This is a genomic window from Peribacillus sp. YIM B13481 (assembly GCF_042787985.1).
Taxonomy (GTDB): Bacteria; Bacillota; Bacilli; order Bacillales; family DSM-1321; genus Peribacillus; species Peribacillus simplex_A.
Genome location: NZ_JBHZPE010000038.1, coordinates 37,352 through 51,141, shown reverse-complemented (window position 1 = coordinate 51,141; position 13,790 = coordinate 37,352). Strand labels below are relative to the sequence as shown.

The 13,790-nt window shown below is 40.5% G+C and carries 14 protein-coding genes; 2 read left to right on the top strand and 12 right to left on the bottom strand.

Features of this window, described 5'->3' with window-relative positions; genetic code table 11:
* Positions 1-82 precede the first annotated feature (82 nt).
* The 12 genes from ACFX4X_RS18810 to katA form a co-directional block, all read right to left on the bottom strand.
* Positions 83-409 (bottom strand): hypothetical protein, encoded by a 327-nt coding sequence (locus ACFX4X_RS18810; RefSeq protein ID WP_377385274.1) that lies wholly within the window; start codon positions 407-409, stop codon positions 83-85.
* A 99-nt stretch (positions 410-508) separates the two neighbouring features.
* Positions 509-1,252 (bottom strand): FAD/NAD(P)-binding protein, encoded by a 744-nt coding sequence (locus ACFX4X_RS18805; RefSeq protein WP_377385272.1) that lies wholly within the window; start codon positions 1,250-1,252, stop codon positions 509-511.
* 66 nt (positions 1,253-1,318) lie between these two features.
* Positions 1,319-1,468 (bottom strand): 50S ribosomal protein L33, encoded by a 150-nt coding sequence (gene rpmG / locus ACFX4X_RS18800; RefSeq protein WP_061465383.1) that lies wholly within the window; start codon positions 1,466-1,468, stop codon positions 1,319-1,321.
* 20 nt (positions 1,469-1,488) lie between these two features.
* A complete protein-coding gene (locus ACFX4X_RS18795) occupies positions 1,489-2,682 on the bottom strand; it encodes a GTP-binding protein (protein ID WP_377385270.1) in 1,194 nt (397 codons plus the stop codon).
* A 511-nt stretch (positions 2,683-3,193) separates the two neighbouring features.
* On the bottom strand, positions 3,194-3,364 hold the full coding sequence (locus ACFX4X_RS18790) for a hypothetical protein (protein WP_176431796.1): 171 nt from the start codon (positions 3,362-3,364) through the stop codon (positions 3,194-3,196).
* A 164-nt stretch (positions 3,365-3,528) separates the two neighbouring features.
* The gene (locus ACFX4X_RS18785; protein ID WP_176431821.1) at positions 3,529-3,909 is read right to left on the bottom strand and encodes a nucleotide excision repair endonuclease; all 381 of its coding nucleotides are present in this window, start codon (positions 3,907-3,909) and stop codon (positions 3,529-3,531) included.
* 215 nt (positions 3,910-4,124) lie between these two features.
* Entirely contained in the window at positions 4,125-4,277 is a 153-nt protein-coding gene (locus tag ACFX4X_RS18780) for a YpzG family protein (RefSeq protein ID WP_072272311.1), read from the bottom strand.
* Between the two features lie 103 nt (positions 4,278-4,380).
* Positions 4,381-5,028, bottom strand: coding sequence for a DUF4352 domain-containing protein (locus ACFX4X_RS18775; RefSeq protein WP_284469374.1), 648 nt, complete (start codon positions 5,026-5,028; stop codon positions 4,381-4,383).
* A 22-nt stretch (positions 5,029-5,050) separates the two neighbouring features.
* A complete protein-coding gene (locus tag ACFX4X_RS18770; protein WP_377385276.1) occupies positions 5,051-6,415 on the bottom strand; it encodes an alkaline phosphatase in 1,365 nt (454 codons plus the stop codon).
* Positions 6,416-6,917: 502 nt separating this feature from the next.
* Positions 6,918-8,075 (bottom strand): phosphoribosylglycinamide formyltransferase 2, encoded by a 1,158-nt coding sequence (gene purT, locus ACFX4X_RS18765; protein ID WP_377385268.1) that lies wholly within the window; start codon positions 8,073-8,075, stop codon positions 6,918-6,920.
* 639 nt (positions 8,076-8,714) lie between these two features.
* Entirely contained in the window at positions 8,715-9,908 is a 1,194-nt protein-coding gene (locus tag ACFX4X_RS18760; RefSeq protein ID WP_377385266.1) for a M14 family metallopeptidase, read from the bottom strand.
* Between the two features lie 325 nt (positions 9,909-10,233).
* Positions 10,234-11,688, bottom strand: a complete 1,455-nt coding sequence (gene katA / locus ACFX4X_RS18755; protein ID WP_061465390.1) for a catalase KatA — start codon at positions 11,686-11,688, stop codon at positions 10,234-10,236.
* A gap of 645 nt (positions 11,689-12,333) precedes the next feature.
* On the opposite strand from katA, the gene ACFX4X_RS18750 reads away from it, so the two are divergent.
* Both ACFX4X_RS18750 and ACFX4X_RS18745 read left to right on the top strand, forming a co-directional pair.
* Entirely contained in the window at positions 12,334-13,224 is an 891-nt protein-coding gene (locus tag ACFX4X_RS18750) for a TetR/AcrR family transcriptional regulator (protein WP_061465391.1), read from the top strand.
* Positions 13,225-13,379: 155 nt separating this feature from the next.
* Positions 13,380-13,727: a phage holin family protein gene (locus tag ACFX4X_RS18745; protein WP_061465392.1), complete on the top strand. Its 348-nt coding sequence runs from the start codon at positions 13,380-13,382 to the stop codon at positions 13,725-13,727.
* The last annotated feature ends 63 nt before the right edge of the window (positions 13,728-13,790 follow it).

Below are 13,790 nucleotides of genomic sequence, written 5' to 3'. Positions count from 1 at the left end.
AAGCGAGCATCTGGAGGGGAAATCAACCACAACTCACTACCTGGTAAATAGCAACAAAGTATGTGAAAACAGCCTATAAATTCTATAAACTGTTCACAATTCGTTCCGCTGCCTGTCTTGCTCCAGATATATTCCTGGATATCGGTCCCATTTCAAGTTCAGCCAATGCACCCGTGACATATAAACCAGGTCCCCACTGCAACGACTGCGATACAATCGGATAACCACATTCAGCAAGGCGTAAATCATGCGACTGGATGACTGGCGTTAGCCAATCCTTCCCTGGCATTGAAGACTTAAAGCCGGTTGCTAAAAGGATCGTCCCTGTTTGTTGGATAACCTTTTCGTTTTTATCCCTGAGGCTAATATGCCCGTCCCTCCACACAGCGCTTATCACTTCAACATCCATGACACGCAATAATCCCTGTTTAACCTGATTCATCAGCACTTTATGTAAGTCAGGTGGAATGGATCCCTTATAACGGGCATGGATAATGGCTTCGCGTCTTTATTGATAGCTTGTTATAGCACGGAAAGGACGCTGTCTTTTCGGCCCCAACCAACCAGGATCACTGTCGAAATCATGAATTCTAAACGGATGCCGCTTTAGTACCGTTACTTCATTGGGATGGATCTTACTCAGCTTTAAAGCCAGATGGACAGAAGATATGCCTCCCCCAATGATCGTGATGGGTCCATGTAATTGTGTCAGCTCCGGAATATTTTCATCGAATATGTGAAAAATGAAGCCCTCATGCTCTTGTTTTAATTGCAGTGCCCAATCCGGCCAATAATGCTGTTCACCAATACCAATTGAAATCACGAGTTTTTTCCCTGCAAGTCGTCGCTTGTTTTGCAATTGTACTTCCCAGCCCTGTCCCGTTTTACAGACAGACGTGACTTTCCCTTGCACCCATGCCTGCTTAATAGATAAATCATCTGCAACGTGAGCACAGTGTTCATTGAAGGATTGTAGGGATGGCCGCTTATATTGGCCATAAAAATTATTGTTCCAGTCTGCTTTTTCCACATATTTCTGCAGGCTGAATGGATTCACATCCAGATGGTGTACGGATGGTGAACGTAAATATGGCATTGAAATCACTTCCGTACAATGCTTCCATCTCGCCAATGGTTCTTCATTTCTATCTACAATCGCCAGCTGGTCCACTGTCGTTTTTCCTGACTTTAGTAAAAATGTGGCCATCGTCGTACCTTGAATGCCTCCGCCAATAATGATCCATTCCAACATGAACTTCCCCCCTTTTACATCCATTCTCTTCAATAAAACATAATCATTACGATTTAAACCTCGGAATTACTTCGTTTCTCGGTGAAGCGTGTGTTTCTTTAAACGCGGGCAGTACTTTTTCAATTCGATTCGATCCGGGTTATTCCGCTTGTTCTTCGTTGAGATATAATTTCGGTCCCCTGATTCTGTGCATGCTAAAGTAATGTTTACTCTCATGTTTGTTCCTCCTAAGTTTATTAATGAACTATTTCCGTAAATGCAGGTAATGGATCTTCATACAGAGACCAATCATGCTGCAGCTCTATTTCCGTCAATAAGCATTGATCTAATTCATTTTCGATTTCCTGTTGATTCATTTGAATGCCAATCAACACTAGTTCCGTCATCCGGTCTCCGTAAATATCATCCCAGCGTTCCAATAATTCAGGTTCATCCTGCAGTATCTGCTGTTGTTCATCTTTAGGATAAGCAGCAATCCATTTACCTGCTCCCTCGATCATTAATGACGGTCCTGCCTGTGATAGCAGGCCCGCTGTATCATTTCTTGATGCCAACCAAAGGAAGCCTTTTGCCCGCACAACTTCCACCGGCCAACTTTCCAACCACGTCATCAGCCGCGATGGATGAAATGGTTTTTTCCTTCTGTAAACGAAGGAGGCAATCCCATATTCTTCGGTTTCTGGAATATGCTCTTCATTTAATTCCTTTATCCAACCCGCCCCTTGGCTTGCCTTTTCAAAATCAAACAGATGGGTGTTCATGACTTCTTTTAACGGCACCTGGGAATAATCCGTTTCTATAATCCGCGCATCCGGGTTTATTTTTTGAAGGACCCCATTTAACTCCCCTATATCTTCGGGCTTCATTAAATCCATTTTATTTAGAAGTATTACATTGGCGAACTCAATTTGATCAATCAATAGATCAACCACTTCCCTCTGATCGGCCTCATCATTTGCCTGCATTCGATCAATAAGAGTTTCCCCTGAAGCGTAATCCTGCCAAAAGTTCTTCGCATCAACAACGGTGACCATCGTATCGAGCCGACAAAATTGTGATAAATCAATTCCCACGTTTTCATCAACATACGTGAAGGTTTGGGCGACCGGAACAGGCTCACTGATACCGGTCGATTCAATCACGATATAGTCGATATTACCTTGTGTGGACAGCTTTTCCACTTCAATCATTAAATCCTCACGAAGCGTACAGCATATGCAACCGTTCTGCATTTCCACCAACTTCTCATCTGTCCGGGTAAACCCTCCCTGTTTGACAAGGGAAGCATCAATATTGACCTCACTCATATCATTGACGATGACGGCAACCTTCAGATTCTCCCGATTTTCAAGGATATGATTCAGCAGTGTCGTTTTTCCTGCGCCAAGGTATCCACTCAAAACTGTAACAGGGATTTTCTTATTTCTCATTCACAAACACTCCTTAGCTTTTTACCCACCCGCAAATCAAAATCATTACGATTTATTCGATAGAATTATTCTCTTGTTTAGTACTACTCCTTTATAATAAAACGTAATCATTACTATTTGCAAGTTTTTTTCAAAATTACCTCTCGAATATTTCCTGAACGAGTTTATCGCCATTGCTCCAAATACAGCAGCATGGGCACTCACGTAAAAAATTCATCTGTGCAGAAATTCCAAAAATACACTCCATCGTTTTCGCCGGCCTTGACTGTATAAGTTATTTTATTATTAACGAATTGAATTAAAGTAAGTTTATAAAAATAAATAGAAGCCCAATCACACCTAACAACATGTGTAATGAACCTCCAGTGCGGCTTTATAATTTATTGTACTTCCATATAACAGCTGATCATCAGCAACGTTTCATTATCCAATTCATTTTTCCTTTTTTAAGAAGAACCTTTAACGTATTACTTTGTTGCAAATCGAGCAACAAACTTTTTGGTTCATATGCTTATTCCGCCATTTCCCACTCTGAAGATTTTACTGTCTCTTGTTCAAAAGTTTCAATCTCTCTCTGTTTAGCCAGTTTAGAAGCTTGTGACACGGACCATGTTAAATTCCCAAAGGCAATCACTGTCCCGATCGAGATAACTAACACCTTTTTACAAAGTATTTTCTTCAATAGCAACCTCCTGAAAATGTATTGGATTACTTTAAATATAAACCAACACTGTTAACCTAACATTAAGCGACTGTAAATGTACGGAACTTATATTTGTACATAAGTTGTAAACTTTGTTTGCCCACAAAAAAAAGCTGATTGCATGCGCAGCCAGCTTTTTTCCCTTATTTATAGAACACTTTGTCGACGTTGTATTTAGCATGAAGTTTATTGATCATGTACGTTTCATAGATATCACGTTCCATAGCGTCTTCGACTATAAGAATGTCAATTTTCTTGACTTCATTACGATGCTCTTTAATCGGAGAAACATTATCCTCGAAATGCTTCTTGACCCTTTGTCTTAATTTACGAGCTTTTCCGACAAAAATCAGTTCATCATTTTCATTGTAAAACAAGATGATGCCGCCTTTATCACGGGGAATCAAATGAAAATCGATAAACCCGTAAATTTCAGGAATGACAGCTTCGTCTCCTTCTATAACTTGTTTTCTTTGTTTGATGCTTATATCCGCTGCAGGGATTTCAATTTTTATCATTACAATTCACGTCCTCTATTTGTATAAGGTGAAACTTTCAATCGGAATCAAAACTCCGGAAAATGGATAAATTTCACGCCAGGCACACTTAAAGGTAAATGGTATCATAATTATGAATGAAAAGCCATGTATCCCTTTAATGGTTTAGATTCGATGTCGATTCAGCATTAAATATAAAGAAGAAGACTCGCTGAGAGCCTCCTTCTTTGTCGGAAATATCCTTACCACCTGTGAGCCTTTGCATTGCTTCTTAGTATAATGTTTGTTTGCGATTCTTGCGTATGGCCATTAACTTGAGATTTTGAACGCTTAGGTCTTGTCCAATTATGGTGAAACTTTTGAGAATGTGGATCTAATTGATCTTTATAGCTCATTCTGTGTCACCTCATCATTAGGATTTGGATATTCCGTTCAGTGATAGTAATCGCCATCACTTGTTCTAGTATTTTATTTTTCCAAGGCATTTATACATATTCTTTAAAAAGCGAATTCAGCTGACTTGCCTTTTGCAAGGACTTCCCCTTCTTCATCTACCGCATCACTTGTCATGAAGGATATGCCTTCTATGTTTCCATCACTTAGAATGAAACCAATGTTTCCATTTTTCGAACCATTTCCTTCTATTTCACCAGTAAGTTCTTCTAAATAGATGTCATCTTCCCACGTCAGATGTTCCCCGCTGTCCGTTTCAAGAAATGCGACTGGGGAAAACTTGATTTTTTTATCCGAATTGTTTTTGATTTCCACGTTCACTTTTACGATATCGAAATCTTCATCATGAGTATAGCCATGAAAGAAATCAATCATGCTGTAATCCGGAGTGGCATGCATCACTTTCATGTCTTTGACTTCAACCTCAATCGGACCAACATTCAACGCTTCATTCACTTTTTTATAGGCTTTCAAAGTTAAGTCGCCCTTAGCATCGGAAACATTTTGGCCGATTTGGTTCAATTTTAAATCATCAGGAAGCTGTGGATTCGGAACATAGACATCCTTTTTCACCAGTGGCCGTGCAACTTCCTCTGTTTTTTCTTTAGCTGTCGTTTCTTCTTTGTAAGCTGGTTGTGTATTAAGAGCACCAAATGTCGTTAATATCAGGGCACCAATCATCAGTCTGTTCATTGAATCCCTCCCTGAAGTATTTTTACTTCTTTAATAGATCAAAGATGATTTTGGCTTGATCCGTGTTATCGACCTGTCCTGCAAAACGTTCTTTATATGGTCCATATGCGTAGACCGGAACATCTTCACCTGTATGTCCCCCTGTAGTCCATGCAGTGTTGGTCCGATTATCGAATATGGCTTCGATGGCATTATCGACGTTCGTCACATTTTTTGATTTGGCGGCTTCTGTTACCGTTGTGATTTCATCGTTAGTTAGTTTCAGTTCATTTTGATTAATATATTGCTTTAAAGTCTTTTCAACATCGGCCCCTTTGACGATGGCATCCGCCATGAAGTCAGGGGTGCGTTTGGCTGCCTTGATCGGTTCACCATACCAATTATATATTCCTTTAGCCCCGATCGAGAATCCTCCTGTAGAGTGATCGGCAGTGGCCACCACTAATGTATGTTTGTCTTTCTTCGCAAATTCGATGGCCGCTTTGTATGCTTTTTCAAAGTCTTCCATTTCACTCATTGCACCTACGATATCATTATCATGTCCGGCCCAATCGACCTGACTTCCCTCGACCATAAGGAAGAATCCATCTTTGTCTTTATTCAAGCGCTGGATTGCCGAACTTGTCATGTCTGACAAAGAAGGCGTTTCACTTGGGCGGTCAATCATTTTCGGGAGTCCTTCAGAAGCGAATAAACCAAGGACCTGTTCATTTTTGTCCTTAAGCATTTGATTTTTATCAGTCACATAACTGTACCCGTCTTTTTCGAAGGCTTTCGCCAAATTGACATCAGGCCGGACAAAATTGGACTTCCCACCGCCCAATAGGACGTCAATTTTATGTTTGCCCTTGATTAAGTCATTATAATAATCGTCTGCGATTGAATTCATGTTTTTCCGATTTTCATCATGGGCTCCAAAAGATGCTGGTGTAGCATGAGTGATTTCAGAAGTGGCAACCAATCCCGTCGCTTTTCCTTTTTCCTTTGCTGCTTCCAATACGGTTTTGACTTCAGATTTATCATTATCCACTGCAATTGCTGCGTTATAGGTCTTCACTCCGGAAGACATTGCCGTTGCTGCTGAGGCTGAATCCGTTATATTTTGTGCAGCGTCTTCAGGGTAGGTCATCTGCTGGCCAACCAAGTATTTATCAAACTCTGTCTTTTCTGCCACCTTCGTACCAGGATTATCTTTTAAATACCGGTAAGCGGAAGTATAAGAAACACCCATGCCGTCACCGATAAGGAAAATCACGTTCTTGATTTCCGGTTCTTTTTTTTGCTTATCCTTTGCCGAAACACGATCCGCTGCGGACCATGATAAACTTCCAAATGCTAATGCAGAAGCGAGTGTGATGGGCAAAACCTTTTTACTCCAATTATGTATCAAATGAATGACCTCCCTATAATTAATATCTAATTAAACTATAGGTGAAGAAGATGAATACAATGTCAAGGCTATGTAAAAATGCAGTAGGATTATTGTTAAGACAAGGTAAAGGCAGACATGTCACGGGATTGTATGCACTTTTATGAGGTTGTTTGTTATTCAGGAAAATCATCAGTAGTGGGACCATTTTTTATGGTTTAGAGGAGTGAAAAAAAATTGATTAACACCAACGTGGTTAAGTGATCTTGAACAAAGTTCTTTTCATTCAACTTCTTCAATTCGGGGTGATTTGTTAGGGATTTGAAAGTGCTAAAAAAATTAATGGAGAAAAAAGAAAATAAAGCATCCATTCAGGATGCTTCAGACTGAAGACAAACTCGCAGAAAGCGAGTTTGCCTTCAGTTTTTTTCATTGAAACGTTCCATTCATTTTCAGAAAACCGCTCCCTTACCGCCGACTGACTGAAGCGCTCCATTCAAAGAGCGCGCTTTTTTCACTATTATTTTTCTACAACTAAACATTCCAAAGCACGGGCCGCATTTACTCTCGCTACCTCGATTGAATCGGCAGATGACAGGGCTACAGCGACCCTTCTCCCGGCCTTTGTAACCGGTTTTCCGAAAAGACGGATTTGTGTATTTGGGATAGCCAAGGCTTGTTCAACACCGACTATAGAATATTCCGATAACTCATCTTGCGCTTTTAATGGGCGGCTGGCACCTGGGTTGACCAGCGTGATTTCCGGGATGGGAAATCCTAGGATCGCTCGAACATGCAGGGCAAACTCCGACAAATTCTGAGTCACTAGTGTCACTAGCCCCGTATCATGCGGACGTGGGGAAACTTCACTGAAATAGACTTTATCCCCTGAGAGGAAAAGCTCAACACCGAATAATCCGTACCCTCCAAGTTCATCTGTAATGGCATGGGCAATTCTTTTCGCTTCCACTATTTGCGCTTCTGTCATATTATGCGGCTGCCAGGATTCAATATAATCCCCGCCCTGCTGAATGTGGCCGATGGGAGCACAAAACATGGTACCGTTTACGGCCCGGACAGTAAGCAGCGTGATTTCCGAATCAAAACGGATAAATTCTTCAATGATCACCCGTCCATTTTGAACCCGGCCGCCTTCCATCGCAATTTTCCAGCACTCTTCCAGGTCACCTTCCGTTCGGCACACGCTTTGACCTTTCCCTGAAGAACTCATCAGCGGTTTTACGACATTCGGAAATCCAACTTCTTTGGCAGCTTGGGCAAATTCTTCATAAGTATCAGCGAATTTGTAGGCTGCCGTCGGAATCTCCAGGGTTTCAGAAGCCAACCTCCTGATTCCTTCACGATCCATAGTCAATTTAGCTGCTCTTGCCGTCGGAATGACATGAAAGCCTTCCTCTTCCAATTTGACTAATTCAGATGTAGCAATGGCTTCAATTTCCGGTACAATCAAATCGGGTTGTTCTTTTTCTACAATTCCCCTTAGTTGTTCCGCGTCAAGCATATCGATCACATAACTGCGATGGGCTACTTGCATGGCAGGGGCTAGTTCATAGCGGTCTACAGCAACGGTCTCCACACCAAGGCGCTGTGCTTCAAGTATGACTTCTTTCCCCAATTCACCGGAGCCCAATAATAAAATCTTTTTGGATTTATACATTCAGTCTCTCCTCCTCAATACCTTAAAATTATTATATACGAACTATAAACGAATAAAAATAAATATTTATTCGTATTTTCATTAAAAATCACAAAAAAAAAATGAAATGACTACAGTTCATTTAAGTTTTTAAAAATAACTTGAAAACTAGGAATAATAAGTTTTATGTAGTTTTCCGGAAAGGTATATACACCGGAGTCTCCCTATTCAAAAGGATTTGATAAGGCCCTTTCCCCTCTGTTGATTGGGGGACACAGATGCACATGTCGAAATTTGTACTACGATTCATTTTGAAAATGTAAGCGCTTTCTATTATAATGGAATTAGGTTGGATGGCATGCGTGGCCGTCAAAGTATATGGCGTAGGTGGGGCCAATACTAGCGCTAAGGAAGTCAAACTTCTTTACCGTAAAACTATCAGGATTCTTTTTGGTAGGGGCTGCAATATTACTCGGACGAGTACTGGAGAACGTCCGTTACTTTTTAGGCTAAAAAGCGAGTTAATCATGCAATCGATAAGTAAAGCATAACTTTACTTATTTTTTGCAGCAGCCCTCATCGTCTCAAGTCTAATAGTTTATAAGACTAAAAAGCTCTTCCCCATGGAAACGGAGTCGAGCTTTTTCAATTGGTCAAAATTCACATATATAACCCTGCTAAGAAAATCCCTAGCGACTTCTGATAAATCTCATCGAATTGTGATATAGGAAGGGGATTGGTTCCTTTGCCAAGCTCCACGGTAAACCCTGGCCTTCGCCAATCCTGAATGTACCAATCCTTATACCCTGCGTAACTATTGGCGGATTTGACTGGTTCATATCCACTGACCCTCGCAAACTCATTGACTATCGTTTCGGACTCGGGCGGTTCCATATCTTCAAACCCCCAATAAATGACCTCTCCTTGGGTATGGAAAGCAAGAACTCTGTTAAAATCACGTTTTCTTGTCAACTCTGCCATTGCAATAGCTTCAGGCTGTGTAAGCGGCCCTTCCCCGGAATAATTTGCCGGACCTGGCTTTGTTACATTATTGCGAGCTTGTTCCAATTCCCATTTGGCAGGAAATTGATCATTCAGATCCACCCCATTAACATTGGCTTTCCAGCCAGAAAAGTCTTCGCTTCCATTATTCCATTCCACGAGCCGTCCTCTCAATGTCTCATCGGCAGGTGCGCCTTTTAAAACCAAATCCACTCCATCCGGATTCACCATTGGAACGATCGACAGCATCGTCTGTTGATAAAAAGGCAACAGGGACATACCGCGGATGTCAGTCTGATTCGTGACCGATAGTAAATAATCATTTAAAAAGGTCATGATCACAGGCGTCGTAATCCACTCATTCGCATGAAAGGAACCATTATAGTGAACTCGTTTGCCACCATTCCCAATCATTACTTCGGGAATATTCTTTCCAAGCACCGAGTCCCCAATGGAGGAGGTTTTAATAAATGGGTAGATACTTTTCAAACGTCTTACATCGGTCACCATCGTCCCATAATCATATTCCTGGTTTCCTTGAATTAGCCTCCACGTAATCCTTAATGGCACAGAAATCGTCTGACCGACATGCAGGGCATTAGGGTTGAGTTTAGGATTAACGAGAAATATGGCATCCAGTGAAAGATTATGTGATTTGGCAATTGCCCATAATGAGTCCCCTCGCTTAATCTTATAGCCGGTCGTCGTAAAGCCAGGAACTTTGATTTGCTGTCCTATAATAAGCGCAAGCGGATCAATCCGACTATTGGAATCAATGATAAGTTGGTAATTCACCTTGAATAATTGGCTATAATACCACAAGGAATCATTCTGCCGAACAAAAACGTCCATACTGCACCTCCTCTTAACCAAATGTATGCTGATTCGGTTTAATTATTGCCAAAGCACCCGGACCTTTCTTCATTTATCGGGACTACAAGATTGTTGTAGATCACTCCTCAAAATGGCATCATCCAGAATTCGCTGATCCATGAACTCCAACGATGCCTTTTGATTATTTACTTAGGCATTCGCCAAGCTTTCAAAAAGCTTACTATTTAAAATGGGGCATAACATTCACCTTCTTGATAAACAGGACATCCCGGAATAAAACAAAACAGGCACCCATTCATGAATGGATGCCTGTTTGCATTTAATAGATTAGAATTTCCATATTTTACGCTTCTTGTGGTACGGCCAAACCTAAACCTTCAGCTACGCGCGTTCCGTATTCTGGATCAGCTTTGTAAAAATGGCCGATTTGGCGAAGTTTGATTTCTTCCAATTCCACTGGTTTCATTGCGCCCACAATCGTTTCAACAAGACGGGTTTTCTCTTCCGCACTCAATAGACGGTATAAGTCACCTGCTTGAGTGTAGTGATCATCACTATTATGACCTACTTGTGCAGCTTTCCCTGTCACCTCAAAAGGAGTGACTTTATTTTCCGTTGATTCTGCAGGGCCGCCAAAACTATTCGGCTCATAATAGACGGATCCCTTGCCATTGTCATCTGCACGCATGAAGCCATCACGTTGATAGTTGTTCGCTTCTACTTTCGGACGGTTAACCGGAAGCTGGTTGTGATTCGAGCCCACACGGTAACGGTGTGCATCTCCATATGCGAATAGACGTCCTTGAAGCATCTTGTCTGGGGAAGCTTCAATTCCCGGTACGAATGTTCCCGGTGAGAACGTCGCTTGCTCCACTTCAGCAAAGTAATTTTCAGGATTTCTGTTCAATTCCATACGCCCAAGCTCGATTAGCGGATAATCTTTTTGAGACCATACCTTCGTTACATCAAATGGATCGAAACGGTAAGTATCCGCATCTTCCAAAGGCATGATCTGAACATATAACTTCCATGCAGGGAAGTCCCCTTTTTCAATAGCATTGAAAAGATCTTCCGTATGGTAATCAGGGTTTTCACCTGCTAGTTTTGCAGCTAGATTGACATCAAGATTTTTGATGCCCTGTTCTGTTTTGAAGTGGTATTTCACCCAAACGCCTTTCCCTTCATCATTCACCCATTTAAATGTGTGGCTTCCGAAACCATGTGTATGACGAAGTGTGGCAGGAATGCCTCGGTCGGACATCAGGATCGTTACTTGGTGTAAAGATTCTGGTGAATGTGACCAGAAGTCCCAAACTGCCGTCGGGTTTTTCAAATGTGTTCTAGGGTCTCTTTTTTGTGTATGAATGAAGTCGGGGAATTTAATCGCATCCCGAATAAAGAATACAGGCGTATTATTACCGACGATATCGTAATTTCCTTCTTCCGTGTAGAATTTAACAGCAAACCCACGTGGGTCACGGACTGTATCAGCAGAACCCAATTCACCGGCTACTGTAGAGAAACGGATAAAAAGATCTGTCTTCTTGCCAACACCATTGAAAAGTTTAGCTTTCGTATACTGAGAAAGGTCGTTCGTTACTTCAAAAGTACCGAATGCACCGGCACCTTTCGCGTGAACTACACGTTCAGGCACACGTTCACGATTAAAGTGGGCAAGTTTTTCCAACAAGTGTACATCTTGAATGAGTACAGGACCCCGTTCGCCGGCAGTGATTGAGTTTTGATTATCTCCAACTGGTGCTCCCCAGCTTGTAGTAAGGTTTTTCTTGTTTGTCATAATTGAACCACCTTTTCATTATTATTTATGTATATAATGATAAAGCTTCTCAGGAAAAAATCAATACTTATTTATAATAATTTTAATATAATAATCAATTCATTATTCTTTTCATTAGTGTATAACTTTATGTATATCCAGAATACGGAAAGTAGACGAAGTATAAACATGTACGGTATAAAACATGTCCCCATATTAGAATTCCTAATAATGGTATACGACCTTCATATCCAATATTCCTTCATGACAAGTGATTTTATCATTTCTCCCACTAATGGGATAGTAATCGAGAATCGGAACGGATATCCATTTATGCTTTCTTGAAATGATGCCACTGCACCTATTTCATTCTATTTATTTTATAACAAACCCGATGGTTCTCCCTGTGACTTTATTCACTTCATTAGCCTTTATTTACATAATGAAAAGAAGGATGCATGGAACTTAATTTTTCATCGCTTTTGTGAGTTGATTTAAACAGTCCTGATCCATTCCCAAACAGTCACTGAAACAAAGTGTCCATAAGAAGCCATCTCCCTTATTATGCTGGGGAAATTGTAAACATACTGGTTTGTGTTCGTATAGAAAATAAGATACTATTACGATAAAATGACCGTCCAATAAAAGTAAGGGTGATATAAATATATGAATGAGCGGAAACAGCACGTAGTAAAATATGCACACCAATTATTTATTGAAAAGGGTTATCAAGCAACATCCATTCAGGATATTTTAGATTATAGCGGCATTTCAAAAGGAACATTTTATAACTACTTTTCTTCTAAAAGCGAATTGCTTAAGGCAGTCTTCCTATCTACGCAAGAAAAATTCGAAAAAGAGCGGAATGAATTGCTAATTGGGCAAAACCTTTCAAATATTGAAATATTCATTAAACAATCTGAATTACAAATGCACTCCAATAAAAGTAATAAACTCTTTTCCTTATATGAAGAAGTAATGATTTCAAATGATACAGAACTTAAGAACTTCATTACACATGCTAAATTCCAGCATATACATTGGCTATCAAAACGGTTTCTGGATATTTTCGGTACTGAAAAAAAACCCTATATTTTGGACTGTGCCATTCTTTACTCGGGGATGATGCATCAAACGATTCATTTTAATGCCCTGGCTAAAGAGCCCGAATTCAACCCTACTGAAATTATCCGTTATTGTGTGGACAGGATTAAAACCATCTTCGAAGATGTTAGCAAGTCAAACGCACAGCTTTTAGAACCCGATCTTATCAAGCAATGGCTGCCGGAGTGCTTCCATACACAGCAGGATTTTCATACAGCACTGCTGCATTCTGCAAATGATCTAAAAAAGATGATCTTGAAACTATGTCAAGATGATGAAGCAGAACGGGTAAAAAACTTAAAATTAATTCACTTTATCCAAGAGGAATTTTTACAAAGCAGCGATCCGCGAATCTTTCTCATCGAAAGTGCCCTGCTTTCCTTAAACACCAATCCAAAGCTGAAAAACACATTGGAATTAAGTGAATTCGAAAAGATCATTGCCAACAACTAAATAGAAAAAACGGCCCCCAAAATGGGTTTTCCTCTTATGGGGAATACAAATCCGTATCCCTCTTTTTTTGTGACAATTCTGCAAACATTTAACTGAAATTCACGAAGTTTTAGTATAATGGACTTGTAGTATAGTGACTTCAGGAGGAGTTTTTCATGAACATAATAATGCGTTTTCTTATCAACGGGCTGGTATTGCTCGTTATTGACTGGCTTCTCGACTCCATCACGATTAAATCTTATGGCACAGCCCTGCTGGCGGTTTTTATATTATCAATCATGAACTTGCTGGTTAGACCCATTCTACAACTTATCACATTGCCGATCACCATCCTGACGTTCGGGTTGTTTTCTTTCATTATCAATGCTTTCACATTCCAAATCACTTCCTATGTAGTCAGTGGCTTTGTCATACATTCTTTTTGGGGAGCTTTAATCGGATCATTGTTATTGAGTTTCATTCAGAGTCTTCTTATAAAAAAGAGTAAAAAAAACCGTCAGTGATGCTGACGGTTTTTAGTATCCATGCCATTTTCATAACAGCCTTCGATATTTCCCGGGCTATTT

Coding starts and splice junctions, on each gene's coding strand:
- ACFX4X_RS18745 (WP_061465392.1), top strand. CDS start 13,380: ATGAACATAATAATGCGTTTTCTTATCAACGGGCTGGTATTGCTCGTT.
- ACFX4X_RS18760 (WP_377385266.1), bottom strand. CDS start 9,908: ATGGACGTTTTTGTTCGGCAGAATGATTCCTTGTGGTATTATAGCCAA.
- ACFX4X_RS18775 (WP_284469374.1), bottom strand. CDS start 5,028: ATGAACAGACTGATGATTGGTGCCCTGATATTAACGACATTTGGTGCT.
- ACFX4X_RS18795 (WP_377385270.1), bottom strand. CDS start 2,682: ATGAGAAATAAGAAAATCCCTGTTACAGTTTTGAGTGGATACCTTGGC.
- ACFX4X_RS18810 (WP_377385274.1), bottom strand. CDS start 409: ATGGATGTTGAAGTGATAAGCGCTGTGTGGAGGGACGGGCATATTAGC.
- katA (WP_061465390.1), bottom strand. CDS start 11,688: ATGACAAACAAGAAAAACCTTACTACAAGCTGGGGAGCACCAGTTGGA.
- ACFX4X_RS18780 (WP_072272311.1), bottom strand. CDS start 4,277: ATGAGCTATAAAGATCAATTAGATCCACATTCTCAAAAGTTTCACCAT.
- ACFX4X_RS18750 (WP_061465391.1), top strand. CDS start 12,334: ATGAATGAGCGGAAACAGCACGTAGTAAAATATGCACACCAATTATTT.
- rpmG (WP_061465383.1), bottom strand. CDS start 1,468: ATGAGAGTAAACATTACTTTAGCATGCACAGAATCAGGGGACCGAAAT.
- ACFX4X_RS18805 (WP_377385272.1), bottom strand. CDS start 1,252: ATGTTGGAATGGATCATTATTGGCGGAGGCATTCAAGGTACGACGATG.
- purT (WP_377385268.1), bottom strand. CDS start 8,075: ATGTATAAATCCAAAAAGATTTTATTATTGGGCTCCGGTGAATTGGGG.